Here is a 22,794-nt window from a genome sequence, read left to right as displayed (position 1 = left end):
TGGAGGTCCCTTGAGTTGTTCAAGCATCATAGCGCGCTGGGGCTAGCGACTGCCCTGCGGCCGGTTCAGCCGGTCACGCTCCTTCGTCCGCACGCCGCACGGCGGGCCGCCCGATTCTTCGTGGAGAAGTTTCCGGGGCGCTCCCTCTATGCGGTGAAGGCGAATCCGTCGCCCGATCTGATCAAGCTCCTGTGGGACAGCGGCATCACGCATTACGACGTGGCGTCGATCGCGGAAGTGCGCATGGTCGCCGCCGCCGTCCCGGACGCGACCTTGTGCTTCATGCACCCGGTCAAGGCCGAGGAGGCGATCGCGGAGGCCTATTTCACGCACAATGTGCGCACCTTCTCGCTCGACACGATGGACGAGCTGCAGAAGATCCTGCGCGCGACCGGCCATGCCGCGGACCTCAACCTGTGCGTGCGGCTGCGCGTGTCCTCGGACCATTCCAAGCTCAGCCTCGCGTCCAAGTTCGGCGCGGAAGCGCATGAGGTGAAGGAGCTTCTGTTCGCGGCCCGCCAGGCGGCGGACGCGCTCGGCATCTGCTTCCACGTCGGCAGCCAGGCGATGACGCCGGCGGCCTATGCCGAGGCGATGGAGCGCGTGCGCGCGGCGATCGTCGAAGCGGCGGTCACGGTCGACATCGTCGATGTCGGCGGCGGCTTCCCGTCCGTATATCCTGGCATGGAGCCTCCGCCGCTCGAAACCTATTTCGACGTGATCCACAAGGCGTTCGAGAGCCTGCCGATTTCATATTCGGCGGAGCTGTGGTGCGAGCCCGGCCGGGCGCTGTGCGCGGAATATGCGAGCGTGCTGGTGCGGGTCGAGAAGCGCCGCGGCGACGAGCTCTACATCAACGACGGCGCCTATGGCGCGCTGTTCGATGCGGCGCATGTCGGCTGGCGCTTCCCGGTGAAGCTCGTCCGCGCGCACGGCTCGGACGCGCGCGACGTGGCGTTCAGCTTCTACGGGCCGACCTGCGACGATCTCGACCATATGGCCGGGCCGTTCCTGCTGCCGGCGGACGTCGCGGCGGGCGACTATATCGAGATCGGCATGCTCGGCGCCTATGGCTGCGCGATGCGGACCGGTTTCAACGGCTTCGGGTCCGACCTTCGCACGATCGTGGAGGACGAGCCGATGGCGTCGCTGTACGGCGCGGGCGAGGAACGTCCCGCCGCGACCAACGTGGTCACGCTGTAACGCAAGGGCCATGTCGCTGCCTCCCCCCTCCCGCGAGGGAGGGGGGCGGGTGGCGGCCGTCGGGCCGCCCGACGGGTGAAGAGGCATGGGGCGCGCTGCGCGCGCACCCACCCCTGCCCCTCCCTTGCGGAGGGGGAACAGGGCAGAACGGGTTTCCGCGTCCCCACGAACGACGGCGGTTCATTGTGGTGATGGAAGAAGACATGAACGACGCAACCAAGATCAACGACAACCGCAAGGCGGAGCTGCTCGGCACCGAGGTCGAGCATATCGACATCACGAGCTTCGACGCGCGCCCGATCGTCGACGCGATGAAGAAGATGAGCTTCTCCTCGCGCGACCTCGGCCGGGCGACCGAGATCTACAACCAGATGCTGGCCGATCCGGACTGCTCGATCGCGCTGGTGGTCGCCGGCTCGACCTCGGCCGGCGGCTGCATGGACCTTTATGCCGAGCTGGTGCGCAACAACATGGTCGACATGATCGTGGCGACCGGCGCCACCATCGTCGACATGGATTTCTTCGAAGCGCTTGGCCACAAGCACTACCAAGCGCTTGAAATCCCTGACGACGACACGCTGCGCTCGCTCTATATCGACCGCATCTACGACACCTATATCGACGAAGAGAAGCTGCAGGAGACCGACCATACGATCGGCCATATCGCCGACCTGATGGAGCCGCGCCCCTACAGCTCGCGCGAGTTCATCAAGGAGATGGGCAAGTGGCTGGTCGAGAACGGCAAGAAGGAGAACAGCCTCGTCAAGCTCGCTTACGAGCATGACGTGCCGATATTCTGCCCGGCCTTCACCGACAGCTCGGCCGGCTTCGGGCTGGTCAAGCACCAGGTCGACCGCATGAAGGCGGGCAAGCCCTACATGACGCTCGATTCGATCGCGGACTTCCGCGAGCTGACCGACATCAAGATCAAGGCGGGCACCACCGGCCTGCTGATGATCGGCGGCGGCGTGCCGAAGAACTTCATTCAGGACACGGTCGTCTGCGCCGAGATCCTGGGCCATGAGGATGTCGAGGTGCACAAATATGCGGTGCAGATCACCGTCGCCGACGTGCGCGACGGCGCCTGCTCCTCCTCGACCCTCCAGGAGGCGGCGTCGTGGGGCAAGGTGTCGACCGCGATGGAGCAGATGGTGTTCGCGGAAGCGACCACGGTCCTCCCGCTGCTCGCCAGCGACGCCTATCATCGCGGCCACTGGAAGACCCGCGCCAAGCGCGCCTTCGGCAAGATGTTCGGCTAAGCCAACGGAACCCCCGCCCTCGCCGGCGGGGGTTTTGGTTCCGGTGCCGCGTCGGGGAATTCCGCCTCTTCAAAAGCCGTTCGCTTGCGACGCGAAACGCATCGCTTCGCGCACCGCCAGCCCGACGCCGGCGGGTATGCGGCGCAGGCCGAGCTTGCCGAGCACCATCCAGCGGGCGAACAGCTGCTTCGCCTTGGGGTGCCCCTGCCCGGCGGCATGTCCCAGCAACGGCAGGACCTCCCGTCGCGTCGCGCGCGCGGCCGAGGTTATTCCGGCGCCACCAGCTTGGCCGGGTCGGCCGCGGCCGTGCCCGCGGGGGGAACGACGCGCAGGTGAAGCTCGCGTAGCTGCTTCGGCGTGACGTCGCCCGGCGCGTTCATCATCAGATCCTCGGCCTTCTGGTTCATCGGGAACAGCACGACCTCGCGTATGTTGGGCTCGCCGGCCAGCAACATGACGATCCGGTCGATGCCCGGCGCTGATCCGCCGTGCGGCGGCGCGCCATATTTGAAGGCGTTGATCATGCCCGAGAAATTGGTGTCGACATCCTCGCGGCTGTAGCCCGCGATCTCAAACGCCTTGTACATGATGTCCGGCCGATGGTTCCGGATCGCGCCCGACGACAGCTCAACGCCGTTGCAGACGATGTCGTACTGGAACGCGAGGATGTCGAGCGGGTCCTTCGTCTCCAGCGCCTCGAGCTCGCCCTGCGGCATGCTGAACGGATTGTGCGAAAAATCGACCTTCTTCGCCTCCTCGTCATATTCGTACATCGGGAAGTCGACGATCCAGCAGAACTTGAACTCGTCGGCGGCGATGAGGCCGAGCTGCTCGGCCACCCGGGTCCGCGCGGCGCCGGCGAGCTTGGCCGCCTGCGCTTCCTTCCCGGCCGCGAAGAAGATGCCGTCGTCCGGGCCGAGGCCGAGTTCGGCGACCAGCTTGCGGGTCGCCTCCTCGCCGTGATTCTTGGCGATCGGCCCGCCGAGCTCGCCGCCTTTCTGGGTGATGTAGCCGAGGCCGGCATGGCCTTCCGAGCGCGCCCAGTCGTTCATGTCGTCGAAGAATTTGCGGCTCTGGCCGGCCGTGCCCGGCGCGGGGATGGCCCGCACCACGCCGCCGCCCTCGACGATGCGGGCGAACAGGCCGAAGCCCGAACCGCGGAAATGGTCCGACACGTCCAAAATCTCGATCGGATTGCGAAGGTCCGGCTTGTCCGAGCCGTATTTCAGCATCGCTTCCTTGTAGGGGATGCGCGGAAACTGCCCGGCCGGGGTGACCTTGCGCCCCGCGGCAAACTCCTCGAACACGCCGGCGAGCACCGGCTCGATCGCCTGAAACACGTCTTCCTGCGTGACGAAGCTCATTTCGAAATCGAGCTGGTAGAATTCGCCGGGGCTGCGGTCGGCGCGGGCGTCCTCGTCGCGGAAGCAGGGCGCGATCTGGAAATAGCGGTCGAAGCCGGCGACCATGATCAGCTGCTTGAACATTTGCGGCGCCTGCGGGAGCGCGTAGAACTTGCCCGGATGCACGCGGCTGGGCACCAGATAGTCGCGCGCGCCCTCCGGGCTGGAGGCGGTGAGGATCGGCGTCTGGAATTCGGTGAAGCCTTGATCGATCATCCGCCGGCGGATCGAGGCGATGACGTTCGAACGCAGGACGATGTTGTTGTGCAGCCGCTCGCGGCGCAGGTCGAGATAGCGGTAGCGAAGGCGGATATCCTCGGGATAGTCCTGCTCCCCCGCGACCGGCAGCGGCAGTTCCTGGGCCGCGGACTGGACGACCACCTCGTGCGCCACGACCTCGATCTCGCCGGTGGCGAGGTTCGGATTGGACGCCTCGGCGCCGCGCGCGACCACCCGGCCGACGATCGTCACCACCGATTCCGCGCGCACGCCCTCCAGCGCCGCCAGCGCGTCGGTGCCGGCATTGGCCACCACCTGGGTGATGCCGTAATGATCCCTGAGATCGACGAACAGCACGCCGCCATGGTCGCGCTTCCTGTGGATCCACCCGGAAAGCTTCACCGTCTGGCCGACATCGGCGGCGCGGAGCTGGGCGCAATCATGGGTGCGGTAGGCGTGCATCGTGGCGTCTTTCGGGCTGGCGATGTGGTGGAAAATCTCGGGCCTGCGCTTCGCGTCAGAAACAGCTCTTTGTCAAGGCCGAGGCCGCCGCTATGAGGGCGCGCGATGCATATTCACCCGCTTATCACCGACAGCAAGTCACTGGCCGAATTGTGCGAACGTCTGGCGCGATCCCCCTTCGTGGCGGTCGACACCGAGTTCATGCGCGAAAACACCTATTGGCCGGACCTGTGCCTGTTCCAGATCGGCAACCGCGAGGAAGCCGCCGCCATCGATCCCAAGGCCGAAGGGCTGGATCTGACGCCCCTGCTCGACCTTCTGGTCGACAATGAGGATGTGCTGAAGGTCTTCCATGCCGGCGGCCAGGACATCGAGATCATCTACAACCTGACGGGGCGCACGCCGCATCCGCTGTTCGACACCCAGATCGCCGCCATGGCGCTGGGGCTGGGCGAGCAGGTCGGCTATTCCAACCTCGTCGAGAGCCTGCTCGGCAAGAGCCTCGACAAGGGCGCGCGCTTCACCGACTGGGCGCGGCGCCCGCTCGACGCGCGGCAGATCGACTATGCGATCGGGGACGTCACCAATCTCGCCGAGCTGTTCCCGCGCATGCTGGAGAAGCTGAAGCGCACCGGCCGCGGCGTGTGGCTGGACGAGGAGATGGAGCGGATCGCCGATCCGTCCAATTACGTCACGGAACCGGAGGACGCCTGGAAGCGGGTGCGGGTGCCGAGCCGCAAGCCCGAGGTGCTGGGCCGCCTGAAGGCGCTCGCCGCCTGGCGGGAGCGCGAGGCCAAGGGCAAGAACCTGCCGCGCGGCCGGATCATGAAGGACGAGACGCTCGCCGACATCGCCGCCCATCCGCCCTCCAGCCAGGAGGGCCTCGCGCGGGTGCGCGGCCTGTCGCCGGGCTGGAAGACCAACGACATCGGCGCGCGCCTGATGGAGGCGCTGGCCGGCGCCCGGCCGATGCCGTCCGACGAGATGCCGGCCAAGGAGGACAAGCCCGGGCTCGGCAAGGAAGGCGCGCTCGTCGCCGACCTTCTGAAGCTGCTGCTCAAGATCCGTTCACGCGAGAGCAACGTCGCGCCGCGTCTCATCGCCCGGTCGGACGAACTCGAACTGCTCGCCGCCGGCCGCCGCAAGGGGTTGCAGATCCTGGAAGGCTGGCGATTCGAGCAGTTCGGCCGCGACGCGCTGGACCTGGTCGAGGGGCGGCTCGCCTTCGCGATCCGGAACGGCAAATTGGTGATGACGCGTACGGAGACGGAGCTATGATGGTGCGGAGCCTGGCCGGCGGCCTGATGCTGATGACGATGGGATGCGCGACGGTGGCCGACGAGCGCGAGCCGGACCGGATGGAGGGTATCCAGACCTGCAACGTCGAGGCGGTGCAGAATCTCGTCGGGCAGCAGGCGACGGCGGAGCTCGGCCGCGACGCGCTCCAGCGCAGCGGCTCGGGCGCGCTGCGCTGGATCCGCCCGGGCGACGCGGTGACGATGGATTATCGCACCGACCGGCTGAACATCGAGCTGGACGCCAGGGGCCGGGTCGCGCGCATCTATTGCGGCTGATCAGAGGCTCGCGGCGGCGCGGGCCTTGAGCCCCATCGCGCCGGCGAGCGTGCGCAGGCGCCGTTCCACCGCCTCGCCGAATAGCGCCTCTTCCCCGCCCGGCAGTTCCAGCAGCAAGGCGTCGCCGTCGATGCGGAGGCGGCTGCGTTCCAGCCCCGCCGCGACGCCGCCGCTCAGCCGCTGCCCGAGCCGCATCGCCAGCCCCCACAGGAAGGCGCGCTTCAGCGCGGCTTCGTCGCAGATCCGCGCCGGCGCGAGGTCGCTGAAGGCGCCGCCGCCGCCGAAATTGGCGAACAGCGCCTGGGCCAGCATCACCCTGCCCGGCCCGTCGATGCCGACCCAATTGCCGTGCAGCGCCATGTCGACGCCGCGCTCGGCGCGGAAATCGGGGTGGGCGGCCCAGGCGATGTCGGCGAGCAGGCAGGCGGCGAGGCGCAGGCGGGCGGCGGGCGGATCGTCGTCGAAGATCGGCGCGATCCAGCGGTCCAGCAGGTCGCCGTGCGGCGCGAATCGGCCGAGGCCGGTGCCTGCTTCGCGCGCCGCCTCGATCAACGGGTCGCGCGCCCGCTCGGCGGGGTCGAGATCGTGAAACAGCAGGCCCTCGCGGATGCCGTAGGCGGAGACGACCAGCTCGCGCGGCTTCAGCGCGGCGACGAGTGCCTTCAGCAGCAGGTTCGCCGCCGGAATGGTAGGAATGCGCGAGCTCGACAGCGAGGGGATCGCCCGCGCCCTGGCCTTGTCGAGGCCGGCCAGCAGCGATTCGAGCTCGGCCGGACGGCCCGGCGCCATGGCGTGCTGGTGCGTGATCGGCAGCGGATGGCCGGAAAACATCATGTCGAGCCGCGCCAGCGCGCGCCAGCTCCCGCCGACCAGATAGAAGGCGCGGTCCCGGCCGATGCCGGCGAACCCCGCCTGCTCCACCGCCTGGCGCACCGCGCGAACCAGTCCCTGCTCGCCCTTGGCCAGCAAGGCGTCGAGGCGCAGCACGCCGAGCGGAAGCGAGACGCTGCGCCGGACCTGCCCCTGCCCCACGTCCACCAGCTCCAGGCTGCCGCCGCCGAGATCGCCGACCAAGCCGTCGGCGTTGAGGATGGAGGAGAGGACGCCGAGGCCCGCCATCCGCGCCTCCTCGTCGCCCGGCAGCACTTCGGGCGAGAAGCCGAGCGCGCGCACCTCGTCGAGGAACGCCGCGCCGTTGCCGGCGTCCCGCACCGCCGCGGTCGCCACCACGCGGCACCGCGCCACGCCCATATGGCCGGACAGGGTGCGGAAGCGGGCGAGCGCCGCCAGCGCCCGCGCCTGCGCGTCCTCCGGCAACCGCCCTTCCTCGGCGAGGCCGCGGCCGAGGCCGGCCATCACCTTTTCGTTGAAGATGACGGACGGCGCGCGGGTCGCGCCCGAATAGACGACCAGCCGGACGGAGTTCGAGCCGATATCGACGATCGCCACCGGCCGTTGCTGCGATTGGAACATGCGCGTCAGTGTCCGCGGCGCAGCCGAAGCTTCTTGGGAAGCGCGCCGCTCGAATGGAGGGCGGCGCCGCGACCGGACAGCGAGGGATTGGTCATGAAATAGAGGTGCAGGTTGAACGGGGTGTCGTCGGGTCCGGGGCTGAGCCGCTCATAGCGGCCGTCGGGCAGCAGCCGCCAGCTCTGTTCGTTGTCGATGATGTTGGCGACCATCACCTGGTCGAGGATCTGGGCGTGGACGGTCGGATTTTCGATCGGCAGCATATATTCGACCCGCCGGTCGAAGTTGCGCGGCATCCAGTCGGCCGAGCTGATATAGACCCTGGCCTTGCGGTTCGGCAGCGCCTCGCCATTGCCGAAGCACCACATTCGGCTGTGCTCCAGAAAGCGGCCGACGACCGATTTGACCCTGATATTCTCGGACAGGCCCGGCACGCCCGGGCGCAGGCAGCAGATGCCGCGGACGATCAGTTCGATCTCGACCCCCGCCCGGCTCGCCTCGTACAGCCGGTCGATCACCGCCGGATCGACCAGCGAGTTGAGCTTGGCCCAGATCGCCGCCGGCTTGCCCTCGCGGGCGAAGGCGCTTTCGCGGTCGATCAGCTCGGTGAGCTTCGCGCGCAGGCTGTGCGGCGACATCGACATGAGCTCGAGCCGGCGCGGCTCGATATAGCCGGTGACATAGTTGAAGATGTGGGCGACGTCCCGCCCGACCCGCGGATCGGCGGTGAAGAAGCTGAGATCGGTGTATATGCGCGCGGTGACCGGATGGTAGTTGCCGGTGCCGAGATGGCAGTAGCTGCGATAGCCGCCCTCCTCCCGGCGCACGACCATCGACATCTTGGCGTGGGTCTTCCACTCGATGAAGCCGTAGACCACCTGCACGCCCGCGCGCTCCAGCCGGTCGGCCCAAAGGAGGTTCTGCTCCTCGTCGAAGCGCGCCTTGAGCTCGACGACGGCGGTGACCGACTTGCCCGCCTCGGCCGCGTCGATCAGCGCGTCGATGACGGCGGGCTGCTTGCCCGCGCGGTAGAGCGTCTGCTTGATCGCCACCACTTCGGGGTCGCGCGCCGCCTGGCGCAGGAAAGCGAGGACGACGTCGAAGCTTTCATAAGGGTGGTGGACGACGATGTCCTTGGCCCGAATGGCGGCGAAGCAGTCGCCGTCATATTCGCGGATGCGCTCCGGAAAGCGCGGCGTGTAAGCGGGGAATTTGAGGTCGGGCCGGTCGGCTTCGACCAGAACCTCGAGATCCGCGATGCCGAGGAAGCCGGTCGATTCGGAGACCAGCGCCTCGCTGGCGTCGAGGCCTTCCCGCACCAAAGCGACGAGGTCCGCCGGCATGCCCGCCTCGAGCTTCAGGCGGATGACGCGGCCGCGCCGGCGCCGCTTGATCGCCGACCGGAAGAAGCGGACGAGGTCTTCGGCCTCTTCCTCGATCTCGATGTCGCTGTCGCGGATGATCCGGAAGGCGCCGCCGCCGAGCGGCTCGTAGCCGGGGAACAGCGTGCCGATCTGCCGGCGGATGACGGTCTCGATCGCGACGAAGCGGTGCCCCGCGCCGGGGAGGCGCACGAAGCGCGGCAGCGTCGCCGGCACCATCACCAGTTCGCGCACCTGCTCCCCGTCCGACAGGCGCCGCAAGTCGAAGATCAGCGAGAAGCCCTTGTTGGGGATGAAGGGGAACGGATGGGCGGGATCGATCGCCTGGGGCGTCAGGATCGGGAAGATGTCCTGATCGAAATGGCGGTCGAGCCAGTCGGACTCCTCGTCCCCGATCTCGTCCGGCTCCAGCACCCGGACGCCTTCCTTCTGAAGCGCCGGCCGCAATTCGGTCCACACTTCCTGCTGGCTGTCGGTGAGGCGGTCCGCCTCCTCGGCGATGGCGGCGAGCTGCTGGGCCGGGGTGAGGCCGTCGGCGGAGGGCTCCTCGACGCCGAGCAGCTGCTGGCCCTTGAGGCCGGCCACCCGCACCATGAAGAATTCGTCGAGATTGTTGCCGGAGATGGACAGGAAGCGCAGCCGTTCCAGCAGCGGATGGGCCGGGTTGCAGGCTTCCTCCAGCACGCGCCGGTTGAAGGCGAGCCACGACAGCTCGCGGTTGAAATAGAGGTCCTCGGCGCCGGTGCCGGGCCGATCGGGCTCGTTCAGATTGGCGGGCCTGGGCTTGTGCATCAGTCGCTCGGTCTCGCTCTCCGGATCAGGCCGGCCTCGACCAGCGCCCGGCGCGCGGCGGGCACGGTCATCCGCTTGCGGTCCGAAAGCAATGCGCGATCGAGGACCTCCACGACCTTCAGAATGGATAGATAGCTGCGTTCGATCCGCGGGACCAGAAATTCAGCCAGTTCGGGCGGAGCGGCGATGCCGCGATCGCCCAGCAGCTTGACGATGAGCGCGCCGATCAGCGCGTCGTCCGGCGGCAGGATCGCGACCTGCGGCGTCGCCGCCAGCCGGGACCGCAGGTCCGGGAGCGCGATCTGCCAGGCGGGCGGCGGCGCGTCGGCCACCATCAGCAGCGGCTTGCGGCGCGCCTGGGCGTCGTTCCAGGCGTGGAACAGCGCCTCTTCCTCATGATCTTCGGCATTGTCGAACAGGCGGCCGCCGGTCGTGCGCACGAAAATGCGCCCGAGCAGGCTGCGGCCCGACTTGCGCGGGCCGGTGACGAGCGTCGCCATCACCGGCCAGGTCGTCCAGCGCTTCAGATGGTCGAAGACGGCGCGGTTCGCCTCGCCGATCAGGAAATCCGCGTCCTTGTCCGCCACCGGCCATTCGAACGGCAGCGCGATCTGATCCACGGCCTACCTCGAAATCCGCAGCGTGGTGCCGCCGATCTGCTGCACCTGCCAGCCCTGGGCCTGCAGCCCCGCCTGGAGCTGGGCGGCGTCGCCGGAGAAGGTGACCCGCATCACCGACGTGCCGCCCACCGCCGTGCTGGTGGTGAGCGCCGAGGTGACTCCGCCCACCCGGCTGACGGCGATCTCCGCCTGCTGGATGGCGGCGGGATTGGGCGAATCGTACTGGATGCTGAAGGTCGTGATGCCGGCGGTGGGCGGCGGCGGCGCGCTGCTCGCGACCGGCGCCTCGCGCGGCTGCTCGACCTCCACCGGCGGCGGGGGCGGCAGCGGGTCCTCGATGATCAGCGAGGGATCGGGGCGCAGCAGCCCCTGCTCCAGCGCCCGCGCGTAGACGGCGTCGAGCCGGCGCACGCCTTCGTCCAGCATGCGGGCAAGGTCGGCGCTGGTGTCGGCGCGCAGCTCGAAGCGGTCGAGCAACTGATTGTCCGGACCATGGCGGGCGCTGAAAACGCCGATCACCGGGCCGCCGGGGAAGGAGCGTTTCAGCTCCACCACCGGCACGACGATATCGGCCGCGCCATATTGATCGAGCAGCAGCCGCCACCAGCGCCGCCCGGGGCGGTTCGCCTGGTTGAGGTTGAGCAGCAGCGGATCGATGCCCGCGCCCGACGTGCGGACATAGTCGATCGGGCTGGAGGCGGTCCGGAACCGCGCCCAGGCCGCCTGCCACGGATTGCGCGATTCGAAGCTCTGGTAGAAGCCGCCGGTCTGCATCACCGGGATGACCAGCATCGGCGCGGAGCGGCGGGCGAGGCCCTGGACGCCCAGCATCTGGCCGGTGCGGGCGCGGTCGAACAGCACGCCGAGCCGGGCGACATAGCGGCGGGGGCCGATCTGCTCCTGTTCGATGACGATGCCCGCGACGATCCCGTTCAGCACCGAATCGGACAGGCTCGGCGCCTCGGCGGGGGGGCGGTTGTGGGTACGGGCCCACAGCATCTTCCACCCATCCGCCTGCGCCCGGCGCCAGCCCTCCATCCGCGCCCGGTTCGCATTCTCCGCGCTGACGTCGACTTCGACGCCGGTCACTTCGAACGTGCTGGTGCTGTCGACCGGCGGGATGCCCCGCTCGGAGCCTTCGAGCTGCGCGCGGACCGCGCCGGCGCCCAGCGCGAGGACGGCGGCGATCAGCGGCAAGGAGACGAGATAACGGCTGGAGAAGTTCACGGGACGCCTTTTGGCGAGTTGAGCGTGGAAATCCAAGCGGGATGTGGCTAGGCGGCGGTCATGAGCGAGACGGACTCCTACACATATGCCAAGGCCGGCGTCGACATCGCGGCGGGCAACGCGCTGGTGAAGGCAATCGCGCCGCTCGCCAGGGCGACCGCACGGCCGGGGGCGGACGCGTCGCTGGGCGGCTTTGGCGGCTTCTTCGACCTCAAGGCGGCGGGCTTTCGCGATCCGTTGCTCGTCGCCGCCAACGACGGAGTCGGCACGAAGCTGAAGCTCGCGATCGACAGCGGCCGGCACGACACGGTCGGCATCGACCTGGTGGCGATGTGCGCCAACGATCTCATCGTCCAGGGCGCCGAACCGCTCTTCTTCCTCGATTATTTCGCCACCGGGCGGCTGGAGACCGGGGTCGCCGAGCGGGTGATCGCCGGCATCGCCGAGGGCTGCCGCCAGGCGGGCTGCGCGCTGATCGGCGGCGAAACCGCCGAGATGCCCGGAATGTATGCCGAAGGCGATTACGACCTGGCGGGCTTCTGCGTCGGCGCGGTGGAGCGCGGCGAGGCGCTGACCGGGGACCGGGTGGCGGCGGGCGACGCGCTGCTCGGCCTCGCCGCGTCGGGAATTCATTCGAACGGCTATTCGCTGGTCAGGCGGCTTGCCGCCGACAAGGGCTGGAAGCTCGACCGGCCGGCTCTGTTCGACCAGGAGCGGCTGCTGATCGAGGCGCTGCTGGAGCCGACCCGCATCTACGTCAGGTCGCTGCTGCCCGCGATCCGCGCCGGCAGGATCGCCGCGCTCGCCCATATCACCGGAGGCGGCCTGCTGGAAAACATCCCGCGCGTACTGCCCGAGGGCCTGCACGCGCATGTCGACGCCGATGCCTGGCCGCAGCCGCGGCTGATGGCCTTCCTCCAGGCGCAGGGGAATATCGAGCCGGAAGAGATGGCGCGCACCTTCAACTGCGGCGTCGGCATGGTCCTCGCCGTCGCCGAGGAAGATGTGAAGATCGTCACGCAAATGCTTGAGGAAGCAGGCGAAAGCGTGACGCGGATCGGCCGGGTCGAGGCGGGCGACAAGGGCTGCACCGTCGCCGGATCGCGCGGCACCTGGAGCGCGCAGAGCGACTGGGCCGCGTCCCACCATGGCTGAGTCCCATCATGGCTGAGAAGGTCCGCGTCGCGGTCCTGATCTCGGGCCGGGGCACCAACATGCTCGCGCTGTCCGAGCACAAGCGGCGGGACCCGGAGCGGGCCTACGAGCTCGTGCTCGTCGCCTCCAACGTTCCCGAGGCGCGCGGGCTGGTGCTCGCCAAGCGGCTCGGCATTCCCACCTGGGCGCGGAGCCACAAGGGCATGGAGCGGGAGGCGTTCGACCGGCTGCTCGACACGGAGCTGCGCCGCCATGACGTCGAGCTGATCGCGCTGGCGGGCTATATGCGCCTGCTCTCCCCCTGGTTCATCGAGGCGTGGGAGGGGCGCATCCTCAACATCCACCCCTCGCTGCTGCCGCTCCACAAGGGCCTCGACACGCATCGCAAGGCGCTGCTCGCCGGCGATCTCGAGGCGGGCTGCTCCGTCCATGTGGTGACGGCGGAACTCGACTCCGGGCCGGTCGTCGCCCAGGCCCGGATCCGCATCCTCCCGCGCGACGATGCCGACAGCCTCGGCGCCCGCGTGCTGGAGGAGGAGCACAAGCTCTACCCAATCGCCCTCGAGGAATATGCCAGGGCCTTGAGAGGCCTGTGACCTTGCCGAACCGCGGATAATACGGAAGACTCGCCCCTGGGTTCAAAAGGGGGGGTGCAGATGCCGAGTTTCCGGACCGCGCTGGCGGGCGTATTGATGATGGGGGCGATGCTGGCGGCGCCCGCTCACGCGCAGACGGCGGAGGAGCGCGCCCAACTCGACCGGGTGCTGGAGCGCGGGCGCCTGCTGTTCGCGCTCGACCGGGCGGCCTGGGTGGGGACGGACGACATGGTCGAACGCATCGCCGACCCCCGCGGCGCGGGCATCCGGGGCTATCTGGCGCTCCCCGGGCGGGACGGCTTCGAGGTGATCTTCCACGGCGGCAGCGACCAACGGCGCGTCCAGGTCTATCGCGGCGTGGTGGCGGCGTCGGGCGTGGTGAAGCGGGAGGTTTTTCCGGCCGACGCGCGGCCGCCGCTCGCGCCGGTCCACCGCCGCATGGCGGAGGCGGTCGAGGCGGCGGCCCGCGCCGGCCACCGCCCGTGCGGGAACCGTCCGTTCAACCCCCTGGTCATCCCGCCGCGCGGCGAATCCGATCCGATCGAGGTCTATCTGATGACGCCGCAGGTCGACGCTCGGCTGCCGGCCGGCGGCCATTTCCGCGTCACGGTCGCGCCGGACGGGACGGTCGCGTCCAGCCGCCCGTTCACGAACAGCTGCCTGCTGCTGGAGGATCCGGCCGGCGCCGTCGGCCTCATCGTCTCGCACCTGCTCGATCCGGTGCCGACCGAGATCCACGTCTTCACCGCCATGGCGGCGGGCGTTCCGCTCTACGTCGCCACGCGCGATCCGGCGCGAAGCTGGGAAGTCAGCGGAAATTCCATCCGGCTGGTCGAGGCGCCCGCCGAGCGGCCCTGAGCGGGAGGGGCACCGCCCCTCCCTTTTCCCGGGTCAGCCGACGATTTCGTCCGCGCCGAAGAAATAGTCGATCTCGATCTTCGCATTTTCCGGGCTGTCGGAGCCGTGCACCGAATTGGCCTCGATCGATTCGGCATAGGTCTTGCGGATCGTGCCTTCGTCCGCCTGCGCCGGATTGGTGGCGCCCATCACCTCGCGGTTGCGCGCGACGGCATTCTCGCCTTCCAGCACCTGGACGACGACCGGGCCGGAGATCATGAATTCGACCAGGTCGTTGAAGAAGGGCCGTTCCTTGTGGACGGCGTAGAAGCCCTCGGCCTGCTCGCGGCTCATGCGGATGCGCTTGGACGCGACGACGCGCAGGCCGGCATCCTCCAGCATCTTGGTGACCGCGCCGGTGAGGTTGCGGCGGGTCGCGTCGGGCTTGATGATCGAGAAGGTACGTTCGGTCGCCATGGCCGGCAAAGCTCCATCAAAAGGGGGTGGAAATTGCGCGGCTCTCTAGGGGCGGCGCGCGCAAAGGGCAAGGCTCAGGGCCCCTGGACCCAGCGCCCGTCCACCTGCTTCCAGTAGCGCGGCTCCACCCCTGCCCTGCCCTTCAGCCCGCGCCAGGCCGCGCGCGCGGCGTCGAGGCTCGCGGTGTCGAAGAAGTAGAAAGCGCGCTCGAAGCCGAGCGCCTCCTCGCGCCATTCGCCGTCCGCCAGCGCGACGAAAGCCGCGCCGTTGGCGGCCTGTGCCGTCTCGGACAGCAGGACCGGCTGGCGCTCCGGTCGGTCGCGGCCGTGCGGGAGGAAGCTGTCGGGCGCGCTCGTCCAGAGCTGGTCGTCGAGGCGGGAGAGCAGCGGCTCGCGCGCCACGACCAACAGCCGTCCGCCGCCCGCGAGCACCTTCTCGCAGATCGACGGCAGCACCTTTTCCATCGGCGATGCGGTCAGATGGTAGAAATCGACCTGCATCGCCGCCGCGTCTCAGCCTTCGTGATGATCGGCGACATAGCGGTCGAGCAAGGCCACGCCGTAGCCAGTCGCGCCCTTGTCGCAGAGGTGCCCCGCCTTGTTCGCCCAGACCATGCCGGCAATGTCGAGATGGGCCCATTTCACCCCCTCCTCGACGAAGCGGCCGAGGAAGCAGGCGGCGGTGATCGACCCGGCCTCGCGGGCGCCGCTGTTCTTCATGTCGGCGATCGGCGAGTCCATCATCTTGTCATAGGCCTCGCCCATCGGCAGCCGCCACAGCCGGTCGCCGGTCGCCTGGCCCGCGGCGGTGAGCCGGGAGGCGAGACCGTCGTCGTTGGCGAACAGGCCGGCATATTCATAGCCGAGCGAGATGATCATCGCGCCGGTGAGCGTCGCGAGATCGACCATCACCTCCGGCTTGTACTGGCGCTGCGCCCAGGTCATGCAGTCGCACAGCACGAGGCGCCCTTCCGCGTCGGTGTTGATCACCTCGATCGTCTGGCCGGACATGGACGTCACGACGTCGCCCGGGCGCTGCGCCTTGCCGTCGGGCATATTCTCGACGAGGCCGCAGATGCCGACGACGTTGGCCTTCGCCTTGCGCCCCGCGATCGCCTTCATCGCGCCCGCGACGGCGCCGGCGCCGCCCATGTCCCACTTCATCGCTTCCATGCCCTGGGCGGGCTTGATCGAGATGCCGCCGGTGTCGAACGTCACGCCCTTGCCGATGAACACGACCGGCTTGCGGTCGTCGCCCGCCCCGTTCCAGCGCATGGCGAGCAGGCGCGGCGGCTTTTCGGAGCCGAGCGAGACGCCGAGCAGCGCGCCCATGCCGAGTTCGCCCATCGCCTTTTCGTCCAGCACCTCGATCTCGACGCCGAGCGGTTCGAGCTGGGCGCGGCAGCGTTCGACGAAGCTTTCCGGATAGACGATGTTGGCCGGTTCCGTGACGAGCTCGCGCGTGAAGGCGATGCCGCCGAGCAGCGCCTCGCGGCGGGCCCAATGGCCTTCCGCGCCGGCGCCGCCGCCCACGATCACCACTTCCTCCAGCGTCGGCTTCTGCTTGCGCGGCAGCTTGGTGCGATAGAGGTCGTGGCGCCACGCCCGCGCCGCGGCGCCGAAGGCGATCCGGGCGCCGGCCTCCTCTTCCAGCTCCAGGCCGGACAGGTCCACCACCAGGCGGGTCTCGCCGGAGGTCAGCAGGCGGGCGGTGAGCGCGCCGCCGACGCGCTCGTAGAGCGCCTCGTCATCGCGCTTGCCGCCGAGACCGACGAGCAGCAGCCGGCGCGCGGCCTCGCCCTCGTCGACGAAGGTCTCGGCGATGGCGCCGAGCTCACGTTCGAAGCGCTGGGCCTCGGCCGCGCGGGCGGCGAGCCGGCGCGCCGCATCGTCGAAGCCCGCGAGCCGGTCGGTCAGCATGTCGTCGCCCCGGACGGGAATGGCGAGGGCATAGGCGCCGCCGGGGCGCTGATCGGCGAACGTGACTTTCATGGACGAAGGAACCTCCTGGTCGCTTGGCTTCTCGGGTCGGGCGTGCCTTAGGGAATTGCGTCACCGCTGGCAAAGGGCAAGCAGGCTCAGCGGCATTGCAGCCAACGGCCTCAGGTGCGATAGGCTCCCGCACCGCAGTAGAACCCGTCGGGGAACGTGAACAGAATCGGACTGATCTGCCGGACGGCCCTGCCGCTGCTGCTGTGCACGCCTTACGCGGCCGCCGCCCAGCCGGCGCCGCGCCCGGCGGCTCCCGCCCCCGCCCCTGCCCCCGGCGAAGTTGATTTCAGCGCCGACCGGCTGGTCTATGACGAAGCCGCCGATCTGGTCACCGCGACCGGCGAGGTCAGGATGCGGCGCGAAGGCTACAATCTCAGCGCCGACGAAGTGAGCTGGAACCGGCGCACCGGCGCCGTCACCGCCCGCGGCAACGTCCGCATCGTCAGCCCCGGCGGCGACATCGCCTATGGCGACAGCGTCGAGCTGACCGACACGCTGCGCGACGGCGTGGTCGCCAATCTCCTCATCGTGCTGGAGGACGGCGGGCGGCTCGCGGCGATCGAGGGGCGGCGCCAGGACGGCGTCACCACCCTCACCCGCGCCGCTTACTCGCCCTGCGCGGTGCTGGACGAGGACGGCTGCCCGAAGGAGCCGACCTGGCAGATCAACGCCGTGCGCGTCGTCCACGATCCGGCCCGGCGGCGCATCTATTATGAAGGCGCGAACCTCAACCTGTTCGGCCGGCCGATCGTCGGCCTTCCGGGCCTGTCGCACCCGGACGGAAGCGCGCCCGGCGGGACCGGCTTCCTGGTCCCCGACGTCCGCATCAGCCGGTCGAACGGGGTCGAGGTCCGCATCCCTTATTACATCCGCCTCGCGCCCAACCGGGACGTGACGGTCGCGCCGCACGTGTTCAGCGGCGTCGCGCCGATGCTGGAGGCCGAATATCGCGAGCTGAACCGGCTCGGCGCCTATCAGGTGCGCGGCTTCCTCACCTACGGGTCGCGCGTTCCGCTCGATCCCGTGCGGCTCGTGCCGCTCGGACGCGACGAGGGCATCCGCGCCTATCTGGAGGGCAACGGCCGCTACCAGCTCGACCCGTTGTGGAGCGTCACCGGATCGCTGCGCTACGTCACCGACCGCACCTTCCTGCGCCGCTACGACATTTCGCGCGACGACCGGCTGCGCTCGATGGTGAATGCGGAGCGGGTGACGCGCGACAGCTACGTCTCGATCGCGGGCTGGGCCTTCCAGGGCCTGCGGATCGACGACGCGCAGGGGCAGCAGCCCGTCGTGCTGCCGGTGGTGGACGCGCGCTGGCGGCTCGAGGATCCGTTCTGGGACGGCCGCATCGAGCTGCAGGCCAATTCGATGTCGCTGCTGCGCACCGAGGGGCAGGACACGCAGCGCGCCTTCGCCAGCGCGCGCTGGGACCGGCGGGGGATCACCGCCTGGGGCCAGGAGCTGGTGCTGACCGGCTATGTCCGCGGCGACGTCTATCACGCCAACGACACCTTGCTCACCCAGACCGCCATCTATCGCGGCCGCGAAGGCTGGTCCGGGCGGGCGATCGGCGCCATCGCCGCAGACCTGCGCTGGCCGCTGGTCGGCGAGTTCATGGGCGGCACCCAGCGCCTGACGCCGCGCCTCCAGTTCGTCGCCTCCCCGCCCACCGAGAATATGGACATCCCCAACGAGGATGCGCGGGCGGTGGATCTCGAGGATTCGAACCTGTTCGCGCTGAACCGCTTCCCCGGCTACGACCGGTGGGAGGACGGGGTGCGCCTCACCTACGGGGCGGACTGGGCGCTCGACCTGCCCGGCATCTCCTTCCGCAGCACGGTGGGGCAGAGCTACCGGCTGAACCGCCGGCCCACCATCCTGCCGCCCGGAACCGGCCTGTCCGACCGCTTTTCCGACATCGTGGGACGGACCAATTTGCGGGTCGGCCGCCGCCTGAACTTCGTCCATCGCTTCCGGGTCGACAAAGACAATCTCGCCGTCCGCCGCAACGAGGTGGACGCCACCTTCGGCAGCTCCCGCACCTATGTCTCGGTCGGCTATCTCCGGCTCAACCGCAACATCGACACGGCGATCGAGGACCTGCGGGACCGCGAGGAGATCAGGCTCGGCGGACGGGTGCAGGTGGCGCGCCACTGGTCGCTGTTCGGATCGGCGGTGGTGGACCTCACCGGGCCCGGCGACGACCCGCGCTCCCTGGCCGACGGCTTCCAGCCGGTGCGCCATCGCCTCGGCATTCTTTACAACGACGATTGCATAGAGCTTGGCGTTACCTGGCGCCGGGATTATGAGACCACCGGGGACGTGCGGCGCGGCAACACATTTCTGTTCAGGGTGGCCCTGCGGAATCTGGGCCGCTAAGCTGGCGTTCAGCAAGTCGGAGGCAAGGATAGCGGCCTCAATTCATTGGAGGAATGATGAAGCTCGGCACTTTCGGTAGGGCGGCGCTGGCGCTGGCCGCTTCGGCGACGGCGATGTCCGCGCCCGCGCAGACGACGCGCGGCCCCGCGACCACGGGCCTCACGGTCCCCGACAATCTCGAGTTCATCGGCAACCGCAACCCGGCGATCCGCACCGCGACGGCGATCGTCAACGGGACGGTCATCACCGGCACCGACATCGACCACCGCGTGGCGCTGATCGCGCTCGCCAACAATGTCGAAGTGCCCGCGGACGAGATGCAGATGATCCGCGCCCAGGTGCTGCGCAACCTGGTCGACGAGACGCTGCAGATCCAGGCCGCGGAACAGCGCGACATCAAGATCGAGCAGTCGGAAATCGATTCCTATTACGAGCGCTTCGCCCGCAATTTCGGCCATACCGGCCAGAGCTTCGCCACCTATCTGCGCAGCGTCGGCTCCTCCGACCGCTCGATCAAGCGCCAGATCCACGGCGAATTGTCCTGGCAGCGTCTCCAGCGCCGCCAGATCGAGCCGTTCGTCAGCGTCGGCGACGACGAGGTGCAGCAGATCATCGACCGCCTGAACGCCTCGCGCGGCACCCGCGAATTCCGGGTCGGCGAAATCTTCCTGTCGGCGACGCCCGAGACCGCGGCCGAAGTCCGCTCGAACGCCGAGCGCATCGTCCAGCAGATCCGCCAGGGCGCGTCCTTCGTCGCTTATGCCCGCCAGTTCTCCGAAGCGTCCACCGCGGCGGTCGGCGGCGACCTCGGCTGGGTGCGCGCCGAGCAGCTTCCGGACGAGCTGGCCCAGATCGTCCGCCAGATCCCGGTCGGCGCGGTCAGCGATCCGATCGGCATTCCCGGCGGCTTCTCGATCGTCGCTCTGTCCGACTCGCGGCAGATCCTGATGCCGGACGCGCGCGACGCGGTGCTGAGCCTGAAGCAGGTGTCGATCAGCTTTCCGAGCGGCACCAGCCGCAACGCCGCCGCCCAGCGCGTCGACCAGCTCGCTCGGCTCGGCCAGTCGATGGGCGGCTGCGGCCGCGCGGAACAGGCCGCGGCCGCCATCGGCGCCGAGGTGCTGTCGCGCGACGACATCAGCGTGCGCGACCTGCCGCCGCAGCTCCAGGACGCGATGCTGAACCTCAACATCGGCCAGGCGACGCAGCCCTTCGGCTCGTTCGAGGAAGGCGTGCGCATCCTGGTCCTGTGCGGCCGCGACGATCCCACGGACGCGAACGCGCCCAGCTTCGACCAACTCTATGCGCAGCTGACCGAGGACCGGGTGAACCGCCGCGCCCAGCGCTTCCTGCGCGACCTTCGGCGCGACGCGATCGTCGAATATCGCTGAGGACGGCATATTGACCCTGCCGCTCGCCGTCGCCCTCGGAGACCCCGCCGGCATCGGCGCCGAAGTGATCGCGAAGAGCTGGGAAAGGCGGGAGACGGACGGTCTTCCGCCTTTCTTCGCCGTCGGCGACACCGCCGCGATCGAGGCGGTGTGGCGCGGCCCGGTGGAGTCGATCGCCGATCCGTCGGAAGCGGCGGACTGCTTTCCGGACGCGCTGCCGGTCGTTCGCGTCGCGGCCGGGGCGCGCGTGGTGCCGGGCCATCCGGATTTCGACGGCGCGCGCAATTCGCTCGATTCGCTCGAGCTCGCCGTCGGCCTCACCCGGTCGGGCGCGGCGAGCGGCCTCGTCACCGGCCCGGTCTCAAAGGCGCAGCTATATTCGATCGGTTTCGTCCATCCGGGCCAGACCGAGTTCGTGGCGGAGCGCTGCGGCGTGGCGAGCGATCTCGTCGCGATGATGCTGGCGGGGCCGACGCTCCGCACCGTGCCCGTGACCACCCATATCGCGCTTCGCGACGTGCCGGAGGCGCTCACCGTCGAACGGATCGTCGCCAAGGGTCGCGCCGCCGCGCGCGGGCTCCAGCGTCAGTTCGGAATCGCCCGCCCGCGCCTCGCGGTCGCCGGCTTCAACCCGCATGCCGGCGAGAACGGCGCGCTGGGCCGCGAGGAGATCGAGGTGATCGAGCCGGCGATCGAGCGGCTGCGGGAGGAAGGCCATGACGTCAGCGGCCCGCATCCGCCCGACATCATGTTCCATGACCGGCAGCGCCGCGCCTATGACGCCGCGCTCTGCATGTATCACGATCAGGCGCTGATCCCGCTCAAGACGCTGCATTTCGACGACGGCGTCAACGTGACGCTCGGCCTTCCGATCGTCCGCACCTCGCCGGACCACGGCACCGCCTTCAACATCGCGGGCCGCAACATGGCCGATCCGGGCGCGACCATCGCGGCGCTGAAGACGGCCGCCGCCTGCGTGCGCCACATGCAGAACGCGTGAAGGACCTTCCCCCGCTCCGCGACGTGATCGCCCGGCACGGGCTCAGCGCGTCCAAGGCGCTGGGGCAGAATTTCCTGCTCGACGAGCAATTGCTGGACCGCATCGCCCGCGTCCCGGGGTCGCTCGAGGGCGCGCGCGTCTACGAGGTCGGGCCGGGTCCCGGCGGCCTCACCCGCGCTTTGCTGCGCGCGGGGGCGGACGTGGTGGCGGTGGAGCGGGACCGGCGCTGCCTCGTGCCGCTCGCCGAGCTCGGCGAGGCGAGCGGCGGCCGGCTGCGGGTGATCGAGGGCGACGCGCTCGAAGTGGACGAGCCGTCGGAGGTGGGCCCCGCCCACATCGCCGCCAACCTTCCCTACAATGTCGGCACGGCCCTGCTGGTGCGCTGGCTCGGCGGCGAGGCCTGGCCGCCCTGGTGGCGATCGCTCACCCTGATGTTCCAGCTGGAGGTCGCCGAGCGGATCGTCGCGGCGCCCGGAACCTCCGCTTACGGCCGGCTCGCCGTGCTCGCGCAGTGGCGGAGCGCGGCGCGGCTGGCGATGAAGGTCCACCGCTCCGCCTTCGTGCCGCCGCCCAAGGTGATGTCGGCCGTCGTTCATATCGAGCCGAGGCCGGCGCCGGAGGGAGTGTCCGCCCGCACGCTGGAGGCGCTGACCGCCGCCGCCTTCGGGCAGCGCCGCAAGATGCTCCGCCAGAGCCTGAAGCCCCTGCCCGGCGCGCTCGACGCGCTTGCCGATGTCGGCATCGATTCCGCGCGCCGCGCCGAAACGCTCAGCGTCGCCGAATTCGTCGCCGTCGCCCGCCGGATGGGCGAAGCGGCTTAATTGTCGTTGCTGGGCGGTCCGGCGTCGGGCCGCTGCGCCGTCAGCACTTCGGGCGGCGGACCGCGCTCGATCGCCTGGGCGAGCTGGGTCGCCTGCGGGCAGCCGTTGTTGCCGCACAGGGTCTGCACACGCGCGAGATTCTGCCGCGCCTTCTCCACCGCGCCACGCTGGACCAGCGCCTCGCCCTGGCCGGCGAGCGCGTTGACGTCGTTCGGCTCCAGCCGGAGCGCGTGGGCGTAGATCTGGATCGCCTTGCCCGGCAGCCGCTGCGCCTGCGCCACCCGCGCCAGCGCGACGAACGCGCCGCGGTTGCGCGGATCGACCGCCAGCGCCGACTCGAGCGCGTCGATGGCGTCATTGTGCCGCCCCGCCTGCGACAGCGACTGGCCCTGCTGCAGCAGCGCCAGCGACCGCGGATCGATCTGGTCGTCGGGCCGCTGCCCATGTCCGGCGCTCGCCATCGTCGCGACGGCGATCGCCAGCGAAAGGGCGACAGGAGTCAGGCGCATCAACATCTCCATATATCTGTCTGG

General features: G+C 69.4%; 21 protein-coding genes. 11 read left to right on the top strand and 10 right to left on the bottom strand.

All coding sequences use genetic code 11. The features are described 5' to 3' along the window. Positions 1–15: 15 nt before the first annotated feature. Positions 16–1,203, top strand: a complete 1,188-nt coding sequence (locus ACK4K7_RS03580) for a type III PLP-dependent enzyme (RefSeq protein ID WP_431863827.1) — start codon at positions 16–18, stop codon at positions 1,201–1,203. 203 nt (positions 1,204–1,406) lie between these two features. Further along, positions 1,407–2,462 carry a 1,9-bis(guanidino)-5-aza-nonane synthase gene (locus tag ACK4K7_RS03575; protein WP_431863826.1) on the top strand — a complete coding sequence of 352 codons (1,056 nt, stop codon included), beginning with the start codon at positions 1,407–1,409 and terminating at the stop codon, positions 2,460–2,462. 69 nt (positions 2,463–2,531) lie between these two features. Here ACK4K7_RS03575 and ACK4K7_RS03570 read toward each other — a convergent pair whose 3' ends face one another. Then, positions 2,532–2,690 carry a hypothetical protein gene (locus ACK4K7_RS03570; protein WP_431863825.1) on the bottom strand — a complete coding sequence of 53 codons (159 nt, stop codon included), beginning with the start codon at positions 2,688–2,690 and terminating at the stop codon, positions 2,532–2,534. Positions 2,691–2,728: 38 nt separating this feature from the next. Then, on the bottom strand, positions 2,729–4,546 hold the full coding sequence (gene aspS / locus ACK4K7_RS03565) for an aspartate--tRNA ligase (protein WP_431863824.1): 1,818 nt from the start codon (positions 4,544–4,546) through the stop codon (positions 2,729–2,731). Positions 4,547–4,651: 105 nt separating this feature from the next. Between aspS and rnd the strand changes: the two genes are divergently transcribed. Together rnd and ACK4K7_RS03555 are read left to right on the top strand one after the other, a co-directional pair. Beyond that, the gene (rnd, locus tag ACK4K7_RS03560; RefSeq protein WP_431863823.1) at positions 4,652–5,824 is read left to right on the top strand and encodes a ribonuclease D; all 1,173 of its coding nucleotides are present in this window, start codon (positions 4,652–4,654) and stop codon (positions 5,822–5,824) included. Next, a complete protein-coding gene (locus tag ACK4K7_RS03555; protein ID WP_431863822.1) occupies positions 5,821–6,120 on the top strand; it encodes an I78 family peptidase inhibitor in 300 nt (99 codons plus the stop codon). The genes rnd and ACK4K7_RS03555 overlap by 4 nt, the downstream gene beginning before the upstream one ends. Here ACK4K7_RS03555 and ACK4K7_RS03550 read toward each other — a convergent pair whose 3' ends face one another. From ACK4K7_RS03550 to ACK4K7_RS03535, 4 genes are read right to left on the bottom strand one after another with little or no spacing between them, the layout of a single operon-like run. Then, positions 6,121–7,569 (bottom strand): Ppx/GppA family phosphatase, encoded by a 1,449-nt coding sequence (locus ACK4K7_RS03550; protein WP_431863821.1) that lies wholly within the window; start codon positions 7,567–7,569, stop codon positions 6,121–6,123. A 29-nt stretch (positions 7,570–7,598) separates the two neighbouring features. Continuing rightward, positions 7,599–9,764: an RNA degradosome polyphosphate kinase gene (locus ACK4K7_RS03545; protein WP_431863820.1), complete on the bottom strand. Its 2,166-nt coding sequence runs from the start codon at positions 9,762–9,764 to the stop codon at positions 7,599–7,601. Further along, positions 9,764–10,384 (bottom strand): HdaA/DnaA family protein, encoded by a 621-nt coding sequence (locus ACK4K7_RS03540; protein ID WP_431863819.1) that lies wholly within the window; start codon positions 10,382–10,384, stop codon positions 9,764–9,766. The genes ACK4K7_RS03545 and ACK4K7_RS03540 overlap by 1 nt, the downstream gene beginning before the upstream one ends. A gap of 3 nt (positions 10,385–10,387) precedes the next feature. Then, positions 10,388–11,611, bottom strand: a complete 1,224-nt coding sequence (locus ACK4K7_RS03535) for a heavy-metal-associated domain-containing protein (RefSeq protein WP_431863818.1) — start codon at positions 11,609–11,611, stop codon at positions 10,388–10,390. A gap of 60 nt (positions 11,612–11,671) precedes the next feature. On the opposite strand from ACK4K7_RS03535, the gene purM reads away from it, so the two are divergent. Genes purM through ACK4K7_RS03520 form a run of 3 tightly spaced genes read left to right on the top strand, consistent with a single transcriptional unit; the run spans position 11,672 to position 14,220 of the window. Beyond that, positions 11,672–12,766 carry a phosphoribosylformylglycinamidine cyclo-ligase gene (gene purM / locus ACK4K7_RS03530; RefSeq protein WP_431863817.1) on the top strand — a complete coding sequence of 365 codons (1,095 nt, stop codon included), beginning with the start codon at positions 11,672–11,674 and terminating at the stop codon, positions 12,764–12,766. A gap of 8 nt (positions 12,767–12,774) precedes the next feature. Beyond that, positions 12,775–13,362 (top strand): phosphoribosylglycinamide formyltransferase, encoded by a 588-nt coding sequence (purN, locus tag ACK4K7_RS03525; RefSeq protein ID WP_431863816.1) that lies wholly within the window; start codon positions 12,775–12,777, stop codon positions 13,360–13,362. Between the two features lie 60 nt (positions 13,363–13,422). Beyond that, positions 13,423–14,220 carry a hypothetical protein gene (locus tag ACK4K7_RS03520; protein ID WP_431863815.1) on the top strand — a complete coding sequence of 266 codons (798 nt, stop codon included), beginning with the start codon at positions 13,423–13,425 and terminating at the stop codon, positions 14,218–14,220. Positions 14,221–14,253: 33 nt separating this feature from the next. On the opposite strand, the gene ndk is transcribed toward ACK4K7_RS03520, so the two are convergent. The 3 genes from ndk to ACK4K7_RS03505 all read right to left on the bottom strand — a co-directional run bounded on the left by ndk (position 14,254) and on the right by ACK4K7_RS03505 (position 16,667). Further along, a complete protein-coding gene (gene ndk / locus ACK4K7_RS03515; RefSeq protein ID WP_431863814.1) occupies positions 14,254–14,676 on the bottom strand; it encodes a nucleoside-diphosphate kinase in 423 nt (140 codons plus the stop codon). A 74-nt stretch (positions 14,677–14,750) separates the two neighbouring features. Next, the gene (locus tag ACK4K7_RS03510; RefSeq protein ID WP_431863813.1) at positions 14,751–15,176 is read right to left on the bottom strand and encodes a DNA polymerase III subunit chi; all 426 of its coding nucleotides are present in this window, start codon (positions 15,174–15,176) and stop codon (positions 14,751–14,753) included. A 12-nt stretch (positions 15,177–15,188) separates the two neighbouring features. Then, a complete protein-coding gene (locus tag ACK4K7_RS03505; RefSeq protein ID WP_431863812.1) occupies positions 15,189–16,667 on the bottom strand; it encodes a leucyl aminopeptidase in 1,479 nt (492 codons plus the stop codon). A 156-nt stretch (positions 16,668–16,823) separates the two neighbouring features. Here ACK4K7_RS03505 and ACK4K7_RS03500 point away from each other — a divergent pair, with 156 nt between their 5' ends. Genes ACK4K7_RS03500 through rsmA form a run of 4 tightly spaced genes read left to right on the top strand, consistent with a single transcriptional unit; the run spans position 16,824 to position 22,261 of the window. Next, the gene (locus tag ACK4K7_RS03500) at positions 16,824–19,049 is read left to right on the top strand and encodes an LPS-assembly protein LptD (protein WP_431863811.1); all 2,226 of its coding nucleotides are present in this window, start codon (positions 16,824–16,826) and stop codon (positions 19,047–19,049) included. A 53-nt stretch (positions 19,050–19,102) separates the two neighbouring features. Next, positions 19,103–20,440 carry a peptidylprolyl isomerase gene (locus ACK4K7_RS03495; protein WP_431863810.1) on the top strand — a complete coding sequence of 446 codons (1,338 nt, stop codon included), beginning with the start codon at positions 19,103–19,105 and terminating at the stop codon, positions 20,438–20,440. Between the two features lie 10 nt (positions 20,441–20,450). Next, positions 20,451–21,440 (top strand): 4-hydroxythreonine-4-phosphate dehydrogenase PdxA, encoded by a 990-nt coding sequence (gene pdxA, locus ACK4K7_RS03490; RefSeq protein ID WP_431863809.1) that lies wholly within the window; start codon positions 20,451–20,453, stop codon positions 21,438–21,440. Next, on the top strand, positions 21,437–22,261 hold the full coding sequence (gene rsmA / locus ACK4K7_RS03485; protein WP_431863808.1) for a 16S rRNA (adenine(1518)-N(6)/adenine(1519)-N(6))-dimethyltransferase RsmA: 825 nt from the start codon (positions 21,437–21,439) through the stop codon (positions 22,259–22,261). The genes pdxA and rsmA overlap by 4 nt, the downstream gene beginning before the upstream one ends. Here rsmA and ACK4K7_RS03480 read toward each other — a convergent pair. Then, positions 22,258–22,770 (bottom strand): tetratricopeptide repeat protein, encoded by a 513-nt coding sequence (locus tag ACK4K7_RS03480; RefSeq protein ID WP_431863807.1) that lies wholly within the window; start codon positions 22,768–22,770, stop codon positions 22,258–22,260. The genes rsmA and ACK4K7_RS03480 overlap by 4 nt on opposite strands. Positions 22,771–22,794: the final 24 nt, after the last annotated feature.

It is taken from the genome of Allosphingosinicella sp. (assembly GCF_046295735.1).
GTDB lineage: Bacteria > Pseudomonadota > Alphaproteobacteria > Sphingomonadales > Sphingomonadaceae > Allosphingosinicella.
This window is presented reverse-complemented; position numbering and strand designations above follow the sequence as displayed.

Bases quoted from the DNA above. Each gene is read 5' to 3' on its own strand.
- rnd (WP_431863823.1), top strand. From the start codon at position 4,652: ATGCATATTCACCCGCTTATCACCGACAGCAAGTCACTGGCCGAATTG.
- ACK4K7_RS03555 (WP_431863822.1), top strand. From the start codon at position 5,821: ATGATGGTGCGGAGCCTGGCCGGCGGCCTGATGCTGATGACGATGGGA.
- ACK4K7_RS03545 (WP_431863820.1), bottom strand. From the start codon at position 9,764: ATGCACAAGCCCAGGCCCGCCAATCTGAACGAGCCCGATCGGCCCGGC.
- ACK4K7_RS03520 (WP_431863815.1), top strand. From the start codon at position 13,423: ATGCCGAGTTTCCGGACCGCGCTGGCGGGCGTATTGATGATGGGGGCG.
- ACK4K7_RS03505 (WP_431863812.1), bottom strand. From the start codon at position 16,667: ATGAAAGTCACGTTCGCCGATCAGCGCCCCGGCGGCGCCTATGCCCTC.
- ACK4K7_RS03510 (WP_431863813.1), bottom strand. From the start codon at position 15,176: ATGCAGGTCGATTTCTACCATCTGACCGCATCGCCGATGGAAAAGGTG.
- ndk (WP_431863814.1), bottom strand. From the start codon at position 14,676: ATGGCGACCGAACGTACCTTCTCGATCATCAAGCCCGACGCGACCCGC.
- ACK4K7_RS03575 (WP_431863826.1), top strand. From the start codon at position 1,407: ATGAACGACGCAACCAAGATCAACGACAACCGCAAGGCGGAGCTGCTC.
- purN (WP_431863816.1), top strand. From the start codon at position 12,775: ATGGCTGAGAAGGTCCGCGTCGCGGTCCTGATCTCGGGCCGGGGCACC.
- ACK4K7_RS03495 (WP_431863810.1), top strand. From the start codon at position 19,103: ATGATGAAGCTCGGCACTTTCGGTAGGGCGGCGCTGGCGCTGGCCGCT.
- ACK4K7_RS03480 (WP_431863807.1), bottom strand. From the start codon at position 22,770: ATGCGCCTGACTCCTGTCGCCCTTTCGCTGGCGATCGCCGTCGCGACG.
- purM (WP_431863817.1), top strand. From the start codon at position 11,672: ATGAGCGAGACGGACTCCTACACATATGCCAAGGCCGGCGTCGACATC.
- aspS (WP_431863824.1), bottom strand. From the start codon at position 4,546: ATGCACGCCTACCGCACCCATGATTGCGCCCAGCTCCGCGCCGCCGAT.